This is a genomic window from Streptomyces sp. NBC_01433, assembly GCF_026340105.1.
Lineage (GTDB): Bacteria > Actinomycetota > Actinomycetes > Streptomycetales > Streptomycetaceae > Streptomyces.
In genome coordinates, this window is record NZ_JAPEPM010000001.1 from 1,249,912 (window position 1) to 1,268,385 (window position 18,474).

Here is an 18,474-nt window from a genome sequence, read left to right on the forward strand (position 1 = left end):
GCGAGCGAGAAGAAGGACGACCAAGGTGTGAAGAGCGATCCGGGCGCGAAGGACGTCAAGCCTGCCAAGGTCCTCAAGAGCGAGCAGACCCGCACGATCATCCTCGAAACCGCGCTCCGGCTCTTCCAGGAGCGCGGCTTCGACAAGACGACCATGCGGGCCATCGCCCAGGAGGCCGGGGTCTCCGTCGGCAACGCCTATTACTACTTCGCCAGCAAGGAACACCTCGTCCAGGGCTTCTACGACCGGATCGGCGCCGAACACGCGGCGGCGGTCCGGGAGGTCCTGGACAAGGAGACGGATCTGGAGACCCGGCTGGCCGGAGTGCTGACGTGCTGGCTGGACGTCGCGGCGCCGTACCACGAGTTCGCGGCCCAGTTCTTCAAGAACGCCGCCGACCCGGAGAGCCCGCTCAGCCCCTTCTCCGTCGAGTCGGAGCCGGCCCGCGAGGTGTCCATCGCCATCCACCGCGAGGTGCTGGCGGGCTCCAAGGCCAAGATCCCCGCCGAACTCGCGGACATCCTCCCCGAGCTGATGTGGCTCTCCCAGATGGGGCTCGTCCTGTACTGGGTGTTCGACCGCTCACCGGAACGCGAGCGCAGCCGCCGGCTCGCGGGGCGCGGGGCGCGGCTCACCACCCGGGGCGTCGCGCTCGCCCGGTTCCGGGTGCTGCGGCCGCTCGTCCACGAAGTGCACGAGCTGTTCACGGACTTCCTGCCGGGGATGGCCGAGACGGCCACCGCCCGCAAGCGCTCGTAGGCACGGCCGACCCCGGTCGTCGTCAGGACCCGGGAGGCCCCGTCAGGACCCGGGAGGCCCTGACGGCGGCTGCCGTCAGATCCAGCCCAGTTCCCACAGCCGCCAGATGCCGGTGCCGTCGGAGAGGTACTGCGAGCCGGAGACGTCCGTCTTGGCGACGACGTAGTCCTTCTTCTGCCACAGCGGGACCAGCGGGACGTCCTCGCCGACCAGCTGCTGGAGCTCCTTGAAGTCGGCCGAGGTCCTGCCGCGGTCGCTGTACTGGAGCGTGGCCTGGATCAGCTCGTCCATCTGCTTGCTGGCATAGCCGTTGTGGAGGCTGTTGTCGCGGCCGACGAGCGGCTGGCTGAAGGTGTCGGGGTCGGGGTAGTCGGGAAGCCAGCCGACGGTGTAGGCGTCGTACGCGCCGTCCGCGTACCCCTTCTGGAAGTCCGTCCACTTCACGGCCTTCACCGAGACCTTGAACAGCCCGTCCTTCTCCAGCTGGCGCCGCAGTTCGTTGGTCTCCTGCGTGTACGCGGCGTCGTCGCGGTAGGCGAAGTTGATGTGCAGCGGAGTCTGCACACCGGCCTCCGCCATCAGCTTCTTGGCGCGCGCGGGGTCGGGCGACGGGTACTCGTCGAAGAACGGGGTGCTGTGGCCGATGTACCCCTGCGGGATCAGCGAGTAGAGCGGTTCGACGGTGCTCTTGTAGACATCGCCCACCAGTGGACCGCGGTCGATGATCGACGCGATGGCCTGGCGGACCTTCTTGTTCGCGAGCGGGGAGCCCTCACGGACGTTGAAGACGAGGTTGCGGATCTCCGCGCTGTCCGCCTCGGTGACGCGCAGGTCCGGGTCGCCGGGGTTCAGCTCGGCGAGCCGGGCGGGCGGCAGCTGACGGTGCGTGACGTCGAGGTCGCCGCTCTTCCAGCCGGCCAGCAGCGCGTCGGAGTCCTTGTAGTACCGGACGTCGACCGGGTCGCCGGTCTTCTTGAGAGCGCCCTTGTACTTGATGTTGGGCACCAGTTCGGCCCGTACGCCGGGCTCGTAGGACTTGAGGACGTACGGCCCCGATCCGTCGACCTGGCTCCCGGTGCGGAGTTTGTTCTCCGGGTACTGGGTGGGGTCGACGATCGACCCGGCGCCGGTGGCGAGCTTCTGCGGGAAGGTCGCGTCGCGCGAGGACAGGTTGAAGGTGATGGTGCGGCCTTCGGTCACGACGTTCTTGAGGCTCGGGAACAGCGCCGAGGGCCCCACGTTGGTCTTGATCCTGAGCATCCGCTCGAAGGAGTACTCGACGTCGGCGGCCGTGATCTTCCGGCCGTTGGAGAAGCTCAGATCGTCCCGCAGCTTGCACTGGTACGTCTGGAGCTTCTGCCCGACGAAGCCGCAGCTCTCGGCGGCGTCCGGTTCCGGCACGATCGCGCCGGACCTGAACGTCATCAGCGACTGGTAGAGATTGCTGTAGATCGCCCAAGAACCCGCGTCGTACGCACCGGCCGGGTCGAGCGAGGTCACCTCGTCCGTCGTGCCCACCGTGACGGGATCGTTCTTCTCCTCGCCCGAGGGAAGAAGTTGCCAGGCGCCGACGCCTGCGATGACCAGTACCGCGAAAATCGCGAGAATCCGTATCCGGATCGACCGCATTGCCGTGCTCTCCCTTACCAGCCCCACCTCGGCATTGCGCTCAGACACGCACATTGCCGCATGCTCGCGCTCACCCAATCACACGATTTTCACAACTGGAAGAGTAAATGAGGCACTCACAGGGATTTGTTCGCTGCTTGAAACATAGGGTGCCCGAAAAGGCAGCTTACGGCCTCCCACCTGCAGTTTTTCGTAGCAGACCGTGACGCTTCGGTGCGGATTCCAGGAGAACGCCGACGGCCGGCGCGGATCGTGCTAGAGCCCGTTCCGGTCATGGGGCAGCCCCTATGCCTGCCGGGAGGCGAGTTCCACGACGGTGATGTCGGAGGCCGCCCCGACCCGCACGGGCGGGCCCCAGGCCCCGGCGCCGCGTGAGACGTAGAGCTGGGTGTCGCCGTAGCGTTCGAGCCCGGCGACGGTGGGGTTGGCCAGCCCCGCGATGAGGCTGCCGGGCCAGAGCTGACCCCCGTGGGTGTGGCCGGAGAGCTGGAGGTCGACGCCGTGCTCGACGGCGTCATGGATCACGACCGGCTGGTGCGCGAGGAGAACGGCGGCGCGGGCCCGGTCCCGGTCACCGAGCGCCCGTACGAAGTCGGGGCCCTGGCCCTCGCTCTCCCCGGCGATGTCGTTGACCCCGGCGAGGTCGAAGCCGTCGAACTCGACCCGGGCGTTCTCCAGCGGGTGCAGACCCAGCTCGCGCACATGGTCGACCCACTGGGCGGCGCCGGAGAAGTACTCGTGGTTGCCGGTGACGAAGTAGCTGCCGTGCCGCGCTTCGAGCCGGGCCAGCGGCTCCGCGGCCGTGCCCAGGTCGGCGACGGACCCGTCGACCAGGTCACCGACGACGGCGACCAGATCGGGCCGGGTCGCGTTGACCGCGTCGACGATGCGCATCGTGTGGGCGCGGCCGAGGATCGGGCCGAGGTGGACATCGCTGACGACGGCGATCCGGTAGCCGTGCGCCGAGCGGGGCAGCTTGGCGAGCGGCACGGTGATCCGCTTGGTGCGGGGGCCGCGCAGCACACCGTACGTGCCGTATCCGACGGTGCCGAGCCCGGCGACGGCCGCCGCACCGCCGACGGCCCTGGCGACGAACAGCCGCCGCGAGGGGCCGGTCGCGGGCGGGGCGGCGGCTTGCGGGGGCTCGGCCTCTTCCGGGGGCTCGACGCCTTCCGGGGTCGCGGTGGCTTGCGGAGGCTCGTGCTCGGGTCTCCCATCGGCCGGGGGCGCGGGCGAGTCGGCCGGGGCTCCGGCCAGGGCCAGGGCCCCGGTACGCGGGAAGGTGTTCTCCTCCGCGTTCCTCTCCGCGCTTTCCTCATCGCTCTTCTCCGCGGTCGCCCCGCGGTCCCGGCGGGCGAGCGCTCGGCGCAGGACCGGGCGTACAGCCTCACCGACGAGCAGAGCCAGCGTCAGATACAGGAGTGCGGCCAGCCACAGATAGCCCGGCCAGGCCAGAACCTGCTGGAGCCAGAAGGGCGCGCCCACGCGGCCGGAGACCAGCGCGCCGACACTCAGCAGGGGCAGGACGAACGCGGCGGCCGTGCCCGCCCCGCGCATCGCGCTGCCCCGCGCAGTCGTGTCACCGACGAAGCGACGCCACACATAGCGGTGCACGGCGGCGAGCAGCGCCAGAACCGCGAGCGCCACCAGGACGAAGACCACTGCCACGTGTGTTCCCCCACATACATCTCCTCGGACCGGCCCGTGCGCCGGTCCGCGTACGGATGATCAGGCGCGCTCGTCGCGCAAAGCCCTGACACCACGGAACCCGATCACCCCAACCGCCGTCCCCAGAAGAAAGGACGTGATGGCGAGCAGCAGGTGTACCCAGAAGTACGTGGTCGGGTCGCCCGCGTCGTCGAACGCGAGCCCGCTGCCGTCCTTCCACAGGTTCTTGACGAAAGTGATCCAGATGAACCAGCTCCACACCCCGAACGCGAGCAGGAACCAGGAGACGGGGCGGCTGAGCTTCATGGATTCAGTATCTCCGCCGCCCTCCGGCCGGGTCGCCCGGGGTGGGGCCCGAGGGGGGCTGTCCCGGCGGAACCTGCGGCGGGTCCGGCGGTCCGGGTCCCCATCCACATCTTCGCCCTGTACGTTTTCGACCGTGCCTGCTCTGAAAAAGACCGTGTTGACGGTCCTCTCCGCCGCATTGCTGACCGGTTTTGTTCTTAGTCCCGCGTCGGCGGCGGACAAGGACAAGACCGACGACAAACAGCCGAAGCCGACACACCCGATGTCGAGCGTCGGCGGGGAGCAGCTCGCCAAGGTCGGTACGCAGGTCAATCTCGGGACGGGCGCCCCGGTTCTGCCCAAGGACCTCACCGGCCGGTCGTGGATCGTCGCGGACGCGGAGAACGGCCAGGTGCTGGCGGCGCACAACTCCCACTGGCGGCTGCCGCCCGCCTCCACCCTGAAGATGCTCTTCGCGGACACGGTCCTTCCGGCGCTCCAGCCGAAGTCCCTCAGTCACACGGTGACGGACGAGGAGCTGGCCGATGTCGGCGCGGGCAGCAGCCTGGTGGGCGTCAAGGAGGACCAGACGTACACGGTCCATGACCTGTGGCTCGGGGTGTTCCTGCGCTCGGGCAACGACGCGGTGCATGTACTGGCCTCGATGTTCGGCGGCGTGCCCAAGACCGTCGCGGCGATGCAGAGCCACGCCGAGGAGTTGCAGGCGCTCGACACGACGGTGGTCTCGCCGGACGGGTACGACGCGCCGAACCAGGTCTCCAGCGCGTACGACCTCACGCTGTTCGCCCGCAGCGGGCTGCAGAAGAAGGACTTCCGCGAGTACTGCGCGACGGCCAGCGCCGACTTCCCCGGCGAGGAGACGAAGGGCGGGAAGCGCGAGAGCTTCGAGATCCAGAACACCAACCGGCTGATCACCGGGGACATCGGCGTGGACCCGTACAAGGGCATCGCGGGCGTCAAGAACGGCTACACGACCCACGCGGGCAACACCTTCACCGGGGTCGCCGAGCGCAACGGCAGGGTACTGCTGGTCACCGTCATGAACCCGTCGTCGGACGAGAGCCACGCCGTCTACAAGGAGGCCGCGAGCCTGCTCGACTGGGGCTTCGCCGCGAGCGGCAAGGTGACGCCGGTCGGCGAGCTGGTACCGCCGAAGTCCGCGGAGACCGGGAGCGGGAAGGGTGCGCAGCCGGCCTCCGGGTCGCACAAGTCCGAGCAGGACGCCGCGAAGGCGGCGAAGGCAGCGGAGGCGGCGAAGGCGGCCGCCTCCACCGAGGGTTCCAGCGGGGTCGGGATCGCCCTGGCGATCGTCGGCGGGCTGCTGCTGGCGCTGGCGGCCGGGGTGTTCCTGGTCAACCGGCGCTGGCCGCTGCCCGACCTGGTCCGTCGCTTCCCCCGTCGCTGACCGCCTTCCGTTCCGCGCCTCCCCGCTTCTCCCGGTCCCCGTCGGCTTCTCCGGCTTCTCCGGCTTCTGCGATCTGCTCGCTTCTGCTCCGCGTCGCCGTCCAGGCGGCGCAGAACAGCAGCAGTTTCGCGGTGAAGTTGATCCACAGGAGCAGGGCGACGGGCACGCCGAACGCGCCGTACATGCTCTTCGAGGCCACGCCCTTCATATAGCCGCCGAGCAGCAGCTTGAGCAGTTCGAAGCCGATCGCACCGAGCAGTCCGGCGACCATCAGCCGGCGCCTCGGCGGCTCCACGCCGGGCAGCAGCGTCAGCAGATAGAGCAGCAGCAGGAAGTCGGCGACCACCGCCACCACCAGGGCTGCCACCTGCAACAGCACGCCGCCCGCGCCGTGGTCGGGGATGCCCAGCTGATCGGCGGTCCAGCCGACGGCCGTCGAACCGACCGCGGAGGCCGCCAGCGTCGCGAGTGCCGCGCCGCCGAGCCCCAGCAGCAGCCCCGCGTCCTTGAGCTTGCGGACGACCGGGTTGCCCTCCTCCGCGTCGTCCACCTCCCAGACCGCGCGCAGGCAGTCCCGCAGGGAGCCGACCCAGCCGATGCCGGTGAAGAGCAGCAGCGCACCGGCCACCACGCCGACCGTGCCCGCGTGGGCCACCAGATTGTCGATGCCCAGCTGGTCGGAGATGCCCGGCACCTGCTCGGTGATCTTGCCCTCGATCTTGTCCAGCTGCTTGTCGGAGAGCAGCGCGGCACCGATCGCCGCGCCGACCGCGATCAGCGGGAAGAGCGCGAGGAAGCTGATGAAGGTGATGGCCGCGGCGAGCCTGGCCCAGTGGACCCGGTCCAGCGTCTCGTACGAGCGCCAGGCGTGTGTCTCCATCAGCCGGGAGAAGAGCGGCCCGACGACGGGGAGTTTTTTCAGCCAGTCCATGACGTACGCGTACCCTCCCGGCCCCGAAGAACCGGTGTCGGCTGCCCCCTGACATCCAATCAATCACCCATTCCGGTGAGTACCGTAACAAATGCCCAAAAGGGGTTTTCTCTGGCGATACGGTCACGACCATGTCCGTCGACACGGTGTCCTTGACCGGCTGGGGCCGCACCGCCCCGACGACCGCGCTGCGGTTCCGCCCTCGCAGCCACGAAGAAGCCGCCGCCGCCGTACGCGGCCGCGGCCCCCGTGGCGCCCTCGCCCGCGGGCTCGGCCGCTCCCACGGCGACGCGGCCCAGAACGCGGGCGGCTCCGTCCTCGACATGACCGCGCTGAACCGGATCCACAGCGTCGACACGCGTACCGGCACCGTGGTCTGCGACGCGGGGGTGAGCCTGCGCCGGCTGATGGAGGTACTGCTGCCGCTCGGCCGGTTCGTGCCGGTCACGCCCTCGACCGGCCAGGTCACCGTCGGCGGCGCGATCGGCTCCGACGTCCACGGCCGCGACCACCGCCTCTCCGGTTCCTTCTCCCGGCATGTGAGCGCGCTGGAACTGCTCACCGCGGACGGCGAGGTGCGTACGGTGCTGCCCGGCACCGATCTCTTCGACGCGACCACCGGCGGCCTGGGACTGACCGGTGTCGTCCTCGCCGCCACGCTCCGGTTCCAGCCGGTCGCCACCTCGCTGATGTCGGTCGACACGCAGCGGGCGGGAGATCTGGACGACCTGCTGGCCCGGTTCACGGCGACCGGTGACCAGCACCGCTACGCGTCCGCCTGGATCGATCTGCTGGCGCGGGGCAGGGCGACTGGACGCGGCGTACTCACCCGGGGGTCGCACGCGCCCCTCCATGCGCTCCCGGCGCGCGCCCGGCGCACACCGCTCGTGTTCCGTCCGGGGCAGCTGCCCGCCGTCCCCGCCTTCGTCCCGGAAGGGCTGCTCGGCCGGACCTCCGCCGCCCTGTTCAACGAGCTGCGCTACCGCGGCGCCCCCAGGTCCCGCACCGGTGAGCTCCAGCGGATCTCCACGTTCTTCCACGCCCTGGACGGCGTACCGCACTGGAACCGGCTGCACGGGCGCGGCGGCTTCGTGCACTACCAGTTCGTCGTCGGGTACGGGCAGGAGGAGGTGCTGCGCCGGGTGGTGGAGCGGATCTCGCGGCGCCGCTTCCCCTCGTTCCTCGCCGTGCTCAAACGGTTCGGCGACGCCGACCCGGGCTGGCTGTCGTTCCCGGTGCCCGGCTGGTCCCTCGCGCTCGACCTGCCCGCCGGTCTGCCCGGTCTGGGGCGGTTCCTGGACGGGGTCGACGAGGAGGTGGCGGCGGCCGGCGGCCGGGTCTGCCTGGCGAAGGACTCCCGGATGCGGCCCGGGGCGCTGGCCGCGATGTATCCGCGGCTGGCCGGGTTCCGGGCGCTGCGGGAGGAGCTGGACCCGGGTGGAGCGTTCCGGTCCGACCTGTCCCGCCGTCTCTCGCTCTGAACCCCGCCCGACAGCCCTGGCCACCGCCCGGCATCCCTGCCCCTGAACCCCGCCCGGCATCCGTGACCCCCGCCCGTTCCCCGCTAGGAGTGTTTTCGTGAAGGACGCCTTCGGTGCCCCGCAGTCCCTGCTCGTCCTCGGTGGCACCTCGGAGATCGCCCTGGCCACCGCCCGCCGGCTGATCGCGCTGCGCACCCGCACGGTGTGGCTGGCCGGTCGCCCCTCCCCCGCCCTGGAGGCGGCCGCCGCCGGCCTGCGTGAACGGGGCGCCGAGGTCCGTACCGTCACCTTCGACGCCCTCGACCCCGCGTCCCACGAGGAGGCGCTCGGCAAGGTCTTCGCGGAGGGCGACATCGACGTGGTGCTGATGGCGTTCGGCATCCTCGGCGACCAGGCACGCGACGAGGAGGAGCCGCTCTCCGCGGTCCGGGTCGCCCAGACCAACTACACCGGAGCGGTCTCCGCAGGGCTGGTGTGCGCGGGCGCGCTCCAGGCGCAGGGCCATGGATCGCTGGTCGTGCTCTCCTCCGTGTCCGGTGAGCGCGCCCGGCGCGCGGACTTCATCTACGGGTCGAGCAAGGCGGGCCTGGACGCGTTCGCGCAGGGGCTGGGCGACGCGCTGCACGGCACCGGGGTGCAGGTGATGGTCGTACGCCCCGGAGCGGTCCGCCCCGCAGCCGTACACCCCTCAGCGGTACGCCCTTCAGCAGCCCGCCCAGGAGCCGTCCGCGACAGCCGGACGGCGCAGGCCGCGCAGGCGGCGGATCAGCCGTTCACGACGACACCGGAAGCGGTCGCGGCCGCGATCGTGACCGGACTGCGGCGGCGTACGGAGACGGTGTGGGTACCGGGGTCGCTACGGGTGGTGATGTCGGCACTGCGCCACGTGCCGCGCCCGCTGTTCCGACGCCTGCCGGTGTAGCGCGGGGGCCCGGGGGCGGGGCGAGGGCGGGGCAGCGGGCCGGGAACCCGGGGCCCGGGTCAGGAGCGCAGCGACGGCTCGTCGACGGAGGAGCCGCCCTGTGCGGGGACGGCGGGCGCGCCGCCCCCGCCCCCGAACGGGAACTCGTTGATCTTGCGCCAGACCGCGTCCGCGCCCTGTTCGTAGAGCGCGAAGGAACCGCAGGTCCAGGCCGCCTCGTACGAGGAGAGCTCCGCGTACGCCCGGTCCATCGCCTCCTCGGAGATGCCGTGCGCCACGGTGACATGCGGGTGGTACGGGAACTGGAGCTCGCGCACCAGCGGCCCCGATGCGTCCCGGACCCGCTTCTGCAGCCAGGAGCAGGCCGAGGCGCCCTCGACCACCTGGACGAAGACGACCGGCGAGAGCGGCCGGAAGGTCCCGGTGCCGTACAGCCTCATCGGGAAGGGGCGGCCGGCCGTGGCGATCCGGGCGAGATGCGCCTCGACCGCGGGCAGGTCGGCCGCCTGCGCCTCGGTCGGCGGGAGCAGGGTGACGTGGGTGGGAATGCCGTACGCGGCAGGGTCCCCGAAGCTCGCGCGCCGCTCCTGGAGCAGGCTGCCGTAGGGCTCCGGGACCGCGATCGAAACGCCAAGCGTTACGGTCCCCACGTCGTTCTCCTCAATCGTCGATGGTCGTTTTCCGGATCTGCCGCCGCAAGTGTGCCGTCTGCGGCCCCGATCTCGCCAGGGCCGTTGGGCTCAGTGCTTGGCGGGCAGAAGGCCCATGCGGTCGTACGTCTGTGCCAGGGTCTCCGCGGCGACGGTCCTGGCCTTCTCCGCGCCCTTGGCCAGGAGGGAGTCCAGCGTCTCCGGGTCGTCCAGATATTCCTGCGTACGGCTCCGGAACGGGGTGACGAACTCCACCATGACCTCGGCGAGGTCGGTCTTGAGCGCACCGTAGCCCTTGCCCTCGTACTTCTGCTCCAGATCCGCGATTCCGGTTCCGGTGAGGGTGGAGTAGACGCTCAGGAGGTTGCTGACGCCCGGCTTGTTCTCCGGGTCGAAACGGATGACCGTGTCGGTGTCGGTGACGGCGCTCTTGACCTTCTTCGCCGTGATCTTCGGATCGTCCAGCAGGTTGATGAGGCCCTTCGGCGTGGATGCCGACTTGCTCATCTTGACCGACGGGTCCTGGAAGTCGTAGATCTTCCCCGTCTCCTTGAGGATGTACGGCGCCGGAATGGTGAACGTCTGCCCGAACCGGCCGTTGAACCGCTCGGCGAGGTCCCGGGTGAGCTCGATGTGCTGGCGCTGGTCCTCACCGACCGGGACCTGGTCGGCCTGGTAGAGCAGGATGTCCGCGACCTGGAGAACCGGGTAGGTGAAAAGGCCCACGGTCGCCCGGTCGGCACCCTGCTTGGCGGACTTGTCCTTGAACTGCGTCATCCGGGACGCCTCGCCGAAGCCGGTGAGGCAGTTCATGATCCAGCCGAGCTGCGCGTGCTCCGGGACGTGGCTCTGCACGAAGAGCGTGCAGCGCTCGGGGTCCAGACCGGCCGCGAGCAGCTGGGCGGCCGCGAGCCGGGTGTTCGCGCGCAGCTCCGCGGGGTCCTGCGGAACGGTGATCGCGTGCAGGTCCACGATCATGTAAAAGGCGTCGTGGGACTCCTGCAGCGCCACCCACTGGCGAACGGCACCGAGGTAGTTGCCGAGGTGGAACGAGCCTGCGGTGGGCTGGATTCCGGAGAGCACGCGAGGAACATCAGAGGCCATGGAACCCATTGTCTCAGGTACACAACCGTTCCCCGGCAGCCGGTGTACGGCGCAATTCGGCGCGCCCCGCGCACGCTGTACGCGGGGCACGGCGCGGTCCGCGCGGGGGCGCGCCGCGCTGTGAAGGTTTCCTCGCGCCGGATCGAACCGACGATACAAAGTGGGCACCACCCCCCGCCCACGCCGCACGACGAACGGAGATCCCGTGTCGATCACGGAAACTGCCATCGCCTCCGCCGAGGCGCACAGCGCGCACAACTACCACCCGTTGCCGGTCGTCGTCGCCTCGGCGGACGGTGCCTGGATGACCGATGTCGAGGGGCGCCGTTATCTGGACATGCTCGCCGGATACTCGGCGCTGAACTTCGGCCACGGCAACCGCCGCCTGATCGAGGCGGCCAAGGCGCAGCTGGAGCGGGTGACCCTCACCTCCAGGGCGTTCCACCACGACCGGTTCGCCGAGTTCTGTACGGGGCTCGCCGAGTTGTGCGGCATGGAGATGGTCCTGCCCATGAACACGGGCGCCGAGGCGGTGGAGACCGCGGTGAAGACGGCCCGCAAGTGGGGCTACCGGGTCAAGGGCGTCCCGGACGGCATGGCGAAGATCATCGTCGCGGCGGAGAACTTCCACGGCAGGACGACCACGATCGTCAGCTTCTCCACGGACCACGAGGCACGGGACGACTACGGCCCGTACACCCCGGGGTTCGAGATCGTGCCGTACGGGGATCTGACCGCGCTCCGTGCCGCGATGACGGAGAACACCGTGGCGGTGCTGCTGGAGCCCATCCAGGGTGAGGCCGGGGTGCTGGTGCCGCCGTCCGGCTATCTCCCCGGGGTGCGGGAGCTGACGCGCGAGCGGAATGTGCTGTTCATCGCGGATGAGATCCAGTCGGGCCTGGGCCGGACCGGGAAGACGTTCGCCTGTGAGCACGAGGGCGTGGTGCCCGACATGTATCTGCTCGGCAAGGCCCTGGGCGGCGGGGTCGTGCCGGTGTCGGCGGTGGTCTCGTCGGCGGCGGTGCTGGGCGTGTTCCGGCCCGGTGAGCACGGCTCGACGTTCGGCGGGAATCCGCTGGCGTGCGCGGTCGCGCTGGAGGTGATCGCGATGCTGCGGACGGGCGAGTTCCAGCAGCGGGCGGCGGAGCTGGGCGACCACCTCCACCGGGAGCTGGGGCTGCTCGTGGGCGGCGGCGCGGTGGAGGCCGTCCGGGGGCGCGGCCTGTGGGCCGGCATCGACATCGCCCCGGCCCTGGGCACCGGCCGGGAGATCTCCGAGCGGCTGATGGAGCGCGGGGTGCTGGTCAAGGACACCCACGGCTCGACGATTCGGATCGCGCCGCCGCTGGTGATCAGCAAGGAGGATCTGGACTGGGGCCTGGAACAGCTCCGGGCGGTCCTGAGCGCGTGAGCGACTGAGCGTGAGCGACTGAGCGACTCGGTGTGAGCGGCCGAGCACCTGAGCGTGAGTGTCCCGGGCCGCGATCCGTCGGGGGCGGGGTTGCCCGGCGCTGTCGTCGCGCGCCCGCCAGGGATCACGGGACAGCGCTCAGAGGATGACGTGGGGCAGGAAGCGGGCGTACTCGTCCGTGACCGGCCCCGCCGATTCCCGGATGCCGAGCCCGGCGGCCTCGTCCTCGACGACCCAGGCACCCAGCACGACCCGGTTGCCGTCGAAGTCGGGCAGCGGGGCGAGCTCCTGGTAGCAGCAGGGCTCGTCCCGTACCGCCGCCGCGCTTCCCGGCCCGTGGACGGCGACCCCGGCACCCTCGCGGCCGAGCAGGGGCTTGGAGACGTATCCCGCCCCGCCGGGCCCGGCCAGCTCGCGGGGACCGTCGAGGTAGGACGGCAGGAGGTTGGGGTGCCCCGGGTACAGCTCCCACAGGACGGCCAGCAGCGCCTTGTTGGAGAGAAGCATCTTCCAGGCGGGCTCGATCCAGCAGGTGGTGCCGGTGCCGCCGCCGTTGTCGAGGGTGTCCAGCACATGCGGTCCGAAGCGGTCCGTCGCCAGCCACTCCCAGGGGTAGAGCTTGAAGCAGCTCCGGATGAAGCGGAGCCGCTCGTCGACGAAGCGCCCGGCCAGCCGGTCCCAGCCGATCTGTTCGACGGACAGCGCCTCGGTGTCGATCCCGGCCTGCTGAGCGGTCTCGCGCAGATACGCGACCGTCATCAGGTCCTCGCCGAGCTCGTCACCGTCCGAGTGGGCGAAGTACAGCGGTCCCGGGGGCAGCAGGGGCGCCTGCCGCTTCCAGGCGTCGACAAGGCGTTCGTGGAGGGAGTTCCACTGGTCCGCGCCGGGGAAACGGTCCTCCATCCAGAACCACTGCGGACTGGCCGCCTCCACCAGCGACGTCGGGGTGTCGGCGTTGTACTCCAGCATCTTCGCCGGGCCCGTACCGTCGTAACACAGGTCGAACCGGCCGTACAGCGAGGGCAGTTCGGCGCGGCGCCGCCAGGACTCGGCGATCAGCGCGGTCAGTCGGCGGTCGGTGATGCCGAGATCGGCGAACCGGTCCCGCTCCACGATGTGCGCGGCCGCGGCCAGGCACATCGTGTGCAGTTCCTCGACCACCTCTTCGAGAGCCTCCACCTCGGGAAGCGAGAAGGCGTAGTAGGCGCTCTCGTCCCAGTAGGGGCGCAGCGATCCGTCCGGGTAGCGGGTGAGCGGGTAGACCAGGCCCTGTTCCTCGACGGTCTCCTGCCAGCCGGGGCGCGGCTCGATGGTGCGGCGCTGCATGACGTTCAGCCGCCGCCCGTCCCGGAGCTGCCGAAGCCGCCCCGGTCGACCGCGGACTTGTCGAAGCTGCCGCCGGTCGCCTTGCCGTTCTCGGTGCGGCCGCCGTAGTAGTACGAGCCGCTGCCACTGCCACCGCTCCCCCCGCTGCTTCCACTGCCCCTGCACTCGTAACTCGGCAGCGTGTCCTGGGTCAGCGGGTCGACGCACCGCCGGTCCGGATCCGAACCGCAGGAGGTGATCGTCGCCGCGAGCACTCCCATGCCGCCGAGCACCACTGTGCTCGACCTCAGCCTGCGGCGCTTGGCCATGTTCCGCTCCCCCGTCGCCCTGCCGTGTCCTGTTCGGCCCACCATCAGACCGCTCGTCAGATTAGATGGCTGATCCACTCGACCGGAACCCGGTGGGTCAACCACACGCCAGTAGAGTCCCTATGTGCTCTTTGGAATGATCTGCGCGCTCGGTTCCGCGGTCTGCTTCGGTACGGCCTCCGTCCTTCAGGCCGTCGCGGCCCGCGCCGCGGCACGGCCCGGCTCCGACGCGGGGGTCGATCCGGCGCTGCTGCTGCGGGCGCTGCGGCAGTGGCGTTACGTCGCCGGACTCGGCCTGGACGGGCTCGGTTTCGTCTTCCAGATCATCGCGTTGCGCTCGCTGCCGATCTACGCGGTGGGTGCGGCGCTCGCCGCGAGCCTCGCCGTCACCGCCGTGGTGGCCGCCCGCCTCCTCGACGTCCGGCTGACCGGCACCGAATGGGGCGCGGTCGGTGTGGTGGTCGCCGGGCTCGGCATGCTGGGGCTCGCCTCCGGCTCGGAGGGGCATCTGACGGGTTCGGCCGCGCTGCGCTGGTCGATGCTGGGAATCGCGTGCGGCGTACTGCTCGTCGGCGCGGCGGCCGGACGGCTCCCCGAGCGGCCCCGGGCGCTCGCGCTGGGGCTCGGGGCGGGGTGCGGTTTCGGGGTGGTCGAGGTCGCGGTCCGGCTGATCGACGACGTGGCTCCGGGCGCGTTGGTGGCCAACCCCGCGACGTACGCCCTGCTGCTGGGCGGCGGCTCGGCGTTCCTGCTGCTCACGTCGGCCCTGCAGCGCGGTTCGGTGACCACCGCGACGGCCGGGATGGTGCTCGGCGAGACGATCGGACCGGCGCTCGTGGGCGTCGTCTGGCTCGGCGACGAGACCCGGAACGGCCTGGGCTGGCTGGCCGTCACCGGCTTCGCGGTGGCCGTCGCGGGGGCGCTGGCCCTGGCCCGGTTCGGCGAGGCGCCGGTGGACAGGGCGGCGGACCCGACGTAACCGGCGCGCGTTCGGCGCGCATACGCGGCGCGTTCGGCACGCGGGCCGGTGTGAGCGGCACGCGGGCCGGTGTGAGCGGCACGCGGGCCGGTGTGAGCGGCACGCGGGCCGGTGTGACCGGCGGGCGGGCCGGTGTGACCGGCGGGCGCGGCAGGGCGGGGCCCCGCGACGCGACGTAACCCCGCAAGCGCGGGTGTACGCGGGAGCGCGGACGCGGCGGTTCTACGGCAGGACCCGGCACAGGGCGTCCAGCGTGCCCGCCCAGGCGCTGTCGGGTGGGGAGCCGTAACCGATCACCAGCGCGTCGCGGCCCGCCGGGGCGTCGCGGTGCCGGAAGCGGGCGAGGCCCTCCAGGGCCAGCCCCTGCCGGGCCGCCGCCTGGATCACCGCGCGCTCACTGCCCTCGGGGAGTTCGAGGACCGCATGCAGCCCGGCCGCGATGCCGCCGACCCGGATGTCCGGCGCGCGTTCGGCGAGCGCCGCGACGAGCTGGTCGCGGCGGCGCCGGTAGCGCAGCCGCATGGACCGCACGTGCCGGTCGTACGCCCCCGAGGCGATGAACTCCGCGAGCGTCAGCTGGTCCGGCGCACCCGTCATCCAGTCGGATACCCCCTTGGCGCGCGCCACCTCCGCCACCATGCCCTGGGGCAGCACCATCCAGCCCAGTCTGAGGCCGGGCGCGAGGGACTTGCTGGCGGTCCCGAAGTAGACGACCCGCTCCGGATCCAGCCCCTGGAGCGCCCCCACCGCCTGCCGGTCGTAGCGGAACTCCCCGTCGTAGTCGTCCTCCAGGATCAGCCCCGCCGTGGACCGGGCCCAGTCCACCGCGGCGGCCCGCCGGTCCGGGTGCAGCGGGACGCCCGTCGGGAACTGGTGCGCGGGCGTCATCAGGACCGCCCCGGCACCGTGCATCCCGGCCAGCTCCCCGGTCCTGGAGCCGCGCGCGTCCATCGGCAGGCACGGGGTGCGAAGACCGGCCTCCGTCAGGAGGTTCCAGTGCGCATCGAGCCCGTACGACTCGACGGCGACCTCCCGCACCCGGCGCTGCCCGAGCACCTTGCCCAGCAGCATCAGCCCGTGGACGAACCCGGAACAGATCACGATCCGCTCCGGAGCCGCGTACACGCCGCGGGCCCGCGCCAGATAGCCGGCCAGTACGGTGCGCAGCTCGACGCGTCCGCGCGGATCGCCGTACCCGAACGCCTCGTTGGGGGCATCGGTCAGCGCGCGGCGGGCCGCCTTGAGCCACTCGGTGCGCGGGAAGGCGGAGAGGTCCGGTGACCCGGGCTTCAGGCTGTGGGCGGGCCCGGACCGCGGCGGACGGGACAGGGGCGCGGCCCGGTCCGCCTCGCGCGGCGCGGACCGCGGCGCGACCCGGGTCCCCGAGCCCTGCCGGGCGGTGAGCCAGCCCTCGGCGACCAGTTCGGCGTACGCGTCGGCGACCGTGTTCCGGGCGATGCCCAGGTCCGTGGCGAGCGAACGGGAGGACGGCAGGCGGGTTCCGGGGGCCAGCCGCCCGGTGCGTACGGCCTTCCGCAACGCCTCCATCAGCCCGCTGCGCAGGCCCCCGCCGACCCGGTCGAGGTGCAGGTCGGCGCCGAAAGTGGCCCAGGAATCCGTCATGGAAATGGACCATACAGCTGCGCCACCGTGCCCGTAATGTCGCCGGTATGACGACACACGCGCACGACCACACCGCCTCCGGCCACACCGCCGCCGACCACACCCCCTCCGCGTATGCCCCCTCCGGGTACGCCCCCGAACACCCGGCCCGCCTGCCCTGGGCCCAGCTCGCCCCCGATGTCTACAAGGCCATGGTCCGGCTGGACATCGCCTCCCGGAAGGGACTGGACCCGGTCCTGGTCGAGCTGGTGAAGGTCCGGGCCTCGCAGCTCAACCGCTGTGCCCTCTGCCTGGACATGCACTCCAAGGACGCGCTCGCCGCGGGCGAGTCCGTCGAGCGGATCATCCAGCTCAGCGCCTGGGAGGAGTCGCGGCACTTCTACACGGAGAAGGAGCTGGCGGCGATCGAGCTGACCGAGGCCGTCACCGTCCTGACAGACGGCTTCGTCCCCGACGAGGTGTACGCGAAGGCCGCCGAGCACTTCGAGGAGGCGGAGCTCGCGCAGCTGCTCGCCGCGATCACGGTGATCAACGCCTGGAACCGTTTCGGGGTGGCCACCCGCCAGGTCCCCGGCCACTACACGCCCGGCGACATCAAGCACTGAGCGAGGCGCGGTGCCCCCCGTCGGAAAGGGTTGCCGTACGGATCAGAAAGGGTTGCCGTACGGATCGAAGTGCCTCACGGCCACGTCCAGGATCTCCTCCTGACGTGGCCAGGCCGTGTCGGGTGCGGCGACCAGCACCGCGTACAGCCGTCCGTCCGAGGCGGTGAACACGCGCTCGACGACCTGGCGCCGGCCACCGGTCTCCTCGCTGTCGTAGGCGTAGACCAGCTCGGCCGCCTCACCGCCTCCGGTGTTCTCCACCGCGCCGATCCGGACCTCCTCGAAACCCGGGTTGACGCTGCGCTCGTCGGAGGCCGCTCGTACCGCCTTCAACGCGGTCATGGACGGCTCCGAGACCCGGAAGATCTGGAGCAGCTCCGCCCCGCCCGCCGGCTCGTAGAACACCCCGTTGCCTTCCTCGGTGCGCACGTCCCACTCCTCCGGAACGGCGATCGTGAAGCCTTCCTCGTCGTCGGCCTCCGTATAGCCCGCCTCCAGGGCGCCGGACGGCGACACGGACTCCGACGCCGAGGCGTCGGGAGGCGGCGGGCTGTCCGTGCCGGTGGTCTCCTGGCCGCCGGTACCCCCGCCACCGGTGGCCGCGGACTCGGTGGACGTGGCGCTGGGGCCCTGCGCACCTTCGCGGCCGTCATCGTCCTCGCCGCCGAGCGTGAACCACAGCGTCGCCGCGCCCACCGCGAGCACGGCCACGGCGAGACCGGCGGTCAGCGGGGTGACGCGCTCCCGGAAGGACTTCGCGCCGCCCGCGACGAAGGTCCCGGTGATGTTGTTGTACGTGTCCGCCGGACCGGGCGGACCGGGCGGACCCGGCGGTACGGGCGGAGCAGGCACCGCCGGCACCCCGGGCACCACGGGCGGTACGGAGGGCAGCGGCGGGGGCGGCGGGGTGTAGGCGCGCCGCTCCTCGGTCTCCCAGCTCTGTGTCTCGTCGTTCCAGCGCGGTCCGCCGCCCCCGGTCATCGTTCAGCCTCCCAGCAGGGCGGCGAGCGCCTGTCCCACGGCGACACCGGACGCCAGCGTCCCGGTGAGGGCACCGGCCGCCGCCAACGCCTCCTGGAGCCGGGCGAGCCGGCCGGGTGCGGCGGCGCCACCGGTCTCGATCTCCTCCTCGACCGAGACCAGTTCGGCGTCGAGGATCTCCGTGGTGTCCGAGCGGACGAACCGTTCGAGGTCGGCGCGGAGCAGCCGCACGGCACGCAGCAGTTCGGCCTGGCTCTCGTCGGCGGGGGCGGCGTGCTGGTGCTGCGTGACGGTGTTGTGGTCACCGATGGCGAACGCGCTGCCGGTCACCGACCCCACGTGGACGGTCCGTCGGCCCGGCTCCTGCCCGTCGGGCGTCTCCATGA

Annotated in this window: 18 protein-coding genes; 7 read left to right on the forward strand and 11 right to left on the reverse strand. The window is 71.3% G+C overall.

Going from position 1 to position 18,474, the window contains the following annotated elements:
• Positions 1 to 27 precede the first annotated feature (27 nt).
• Positions 28 to 759: a TetR/AcrR family transcriptional regulator gene (locus tag OG413_RS05400; RefSeq protein ID WP_266809904.1), complete on the forward strand. Its 732-nt coding sequence runs from the start codon at positions 28 to 30 to the stop codon at positions 757 to 759.
• Between the two features lie 75 nt (positions 760 to 834).
• Here the strand turns inward: OG413_RS05400 and OG413_RS05405 are convergent, their stop codons facing one another.
• The 3 genes from OG413_RS05405 to OG413_RS05415 form a co-directional block, all read right to left on the reverse strand.
• On the reverse strand, positions 835 to 2,388 hold the full coding sequence (locus tag OG413_RS05405; RefSeq protein WP_266809906.1) for an ABC transporter substrate-binding protein: 1,554 nt from the start codon (positions 2,386 to 2,388) through the stop codon (positions 835 to 837).
• Between the two features lie 285 nt (positions 2,389 to 2,673).
• A complete protein-coding gene (locus tag OG413_RS05410) occupies positions 2,674 to 4,050 on the reverse strand; it encodes a metallophosphoesterase (protein WP_266809908.1) in 1,377 nt (458 codons plus the stop codon).
• Positions 4,051 to 4,116: 66 nt separating this feature from the next.
• Positions 4,117 to 4,362 (reverse strand): SCO4848 family membrane protein, encoded by a 246-nt coding sequence (locus OG413_RS05415; protein ID WP_266803272.1) that lies wholly within the window; start codon positions 4,360 to 4,362, stop codon positions 4,117 to 4,119.
• 133 nt (positions 4,363 to 4,495) lie between these two features.
• On the opposite strand from OG413_RS05415, the gene OG413_RS05420 reads away from it, so the two are divergent.
• A complete protein-coding gene (locus OG413_RS05420; protein ID WP_323137812.1) occupies positions 4,496 to 5,767 on the forward strand; it encodes a D-alanyl-D-alanine carboxypeptidase in 1,272 nt (423 codons plus the stop codon).
• On the opposite strand, the gene OG413_RS05425 is transcribed toward OG413_RS05420, so the two are convergent.
• Positions 5,715 to 6,698: a YihY/virulence factor BrkB family protein gene (locus tag OG413_RS05425; protein WP_266803274.1), complete on the reverse strand. Its 984-nt coding sequence runs from the start codon at positions 6,696 to 6,698 to the stop codon at positions 5,715 to 5,717. The genes OG413_RS05420 and OG413_RS05425 overlap by 53 nt on opposite strands.
• A 131-nt stretch (positions 6,699 to 6,829) precedes the next feature.
• On the opposite strand from OG413_RS05425, the gene OG413_RS05430 reads away from it, so the two are divergent.
• Positions 6,830 to 8,179 carry an FAD-binding oxidoreductase gene (locus OG413_RS05430; RefSeq protein WP_266803275.1) on the forward strand — a complete coding sequence of 450 codons (1,350 nt, stop codon included), beginning with the start codon at positions 6,830 to 6,832 and terminating at the stop codon, positions 8,177 to 8,179.
• A gap of 97 nt (positions 8,180 to 8,276) precedes the next feature.
• A complete protein-coding gene (locus tag OG413_RS05435; RefSeq protein WP_266803276.1) occupies positions 8,277 to 9,101 on the forward strand; it encodes an SDR family NAD(P)-dependent oxidoreductase in 825 nt (274 codons plus the stop codon).
• A 59-nt stretch (positions 9,102 to 9,160) separates the two neighbouring features.
• Here the strand turns inward: OG413_RS05435 and OG413_RS05440 are convergent, their stop codons facing one another.
• Together OG413_RS05440 and trpS are read right to left on the reverse strand one after the other, a co-directional pair.
• Positions 9,161 to 9,751, reverse strand: a complete 591-nt coding sequence (locus OG413_RS05440) for a 2'-5' RNA ligase family protein (RefSeq protein ID WP_073718248.1) — start codon at positions 9,749 to 9,751, stop codon at positions 9,161 to 9,163.
• Between the two features lie 90 nt (positions 9,752 to 9,841).
• Entirely contained in the window at positions 9,842 to 10,855 is a 1,014-nt protein-coding gene (gene trpS / locus OG413_RS05445) for a tryptophan--tRNA ligase (RefSeq protein WP_266803277.1), read from the reverse strand.
• 205 nt (positions 10,856 to 11,060) lie between these two features.
• On the opposite strand from trpS, the gene rocD reads away from it, so the two are divergent.
• Positions 11,061 to 12,266: an ornithine--oxo-acid transaminase gene (gene rocD, locus OG413_RS05450; protein WP_266803278.1), complete on the forward strand. Its 1,206-nt coding sequence runs from the start codon at positions 11,061 to 11,063 to the stop codon at positions 12,264 to 12,266.
• A gap of 138 nt (positions 12,267 to 12,404) precedes the next feature.
• Here rocD and OG413_RS05455 read toward each other — a convergent pair whose 3' ends face one another.
• Both OG413_RS05455 and OG413_RS05460 read right to left on the reverse strand, forming a co-directional pair.
• On the reverse strand, positions 12,405 to 13,592 hold the full coding sequence (locus OG413_RS05455; RefSeq protein ID WP_266803279.1) for a glutathionylspermidine synthase family protein: 1,188 nt from the start codon (positions 13,590 to 13,592) through the stop codon (positions 12,405 to 12,407).
• A 5-nt stretch (positions 13,593 to 13,597) separates the two neighbouring features.
• On the reverse strand, positions 13,598 to 13,900 hold the full coding sequence (locus OG413_RS05460; protein ID WP_266803280.1) for a hypothetical protein: 303 nt from the start codon (positions 13,898 to 13,900) through the stop codon (positions 13,598 to 13,600).
• Positions 13,901 to 14,036: 136 nt separating this feature from the next.
• Between OG413_RS05460 and OG413_RS05465 the strand changes: the two genes are divergently transcribed.
• Complete coding sequence (locus tag OG413_RS05465) at positions 14,037 to 14,879, forward strand: hypothetical protein (RefSeq protein WP_266809910.1); 843 nt, start codon at positions 14,037 to 14,039, stop codon at positions 14,877 to 14,879.
• A gap of 222 nt (positions 14,880 to 15,101) precedes the next feature.
• Here OG413_RS05465 and OG413_RS05470 read toward each other — a convergent pair whose 3' ends face one another.
• Entirely contained in the window at positions 15,102 to 16,502 is a 1,401-nt protein-coding gene (locus OG413_RS05470; protein ID WP_266803281.1) for a PLP-dependent aminotransferase family protein, read from the reverse strand.
• Between the two features lie 47 nt (positions 16,503 to 16,549).
• On the opposite strand from OG413_RS05470, the gene OG413_RS05475 reads away from it, so the two are divergent.
• Positions 16,550 to 17,107 carry a carboxymuconolactone decarboxylase family protein gene (locus tag OG413_RS05475; protein ID WP_266803282.1) on the forward strand — a complete coding sequence of 186 codons (558 nt, stop codon included), beginning with the start codon at positions 16,550 to 16,552 and terminating at the stop codon, positions 17,105 to 17,107.
• A 42-nt stretch (positions 17,108 to 17,149) separates the two neighbouring features.
• Here the strand turns inward: OG413_RS05475 and OG413_RS05480 are convergent, their stop codons facing one another.
• Both OG413_RS05480 and OG413_RS05485 read right to left on the reverse strand, forming a co-directional pair.
• Positions 17,150 to 18,088: a PsbP-related protein gene (locus OG413_RS05480; protein ID WP_266803283.1), complete on the reverse strand. Its 939-nt coding sequence runs from the start codon at positions 18,086 to 18,088 to the stop codon at positions 17,150 to 17,152.
• Between the two features lie 3 nt (positions 18,089 to 18,091).
• Positions 18,092 to 18,472, reverse strand: coding sequence for a hypothetical protein (locus tag OG413_RS05485; protein WP_266803284.1), 381 nt, complete (start codon positions 18,470 to 18,472; stop codon positions 18,092 to 18,094).
• Positions 18,473 to 18,474: the final 2 nt, after the last annotated feature.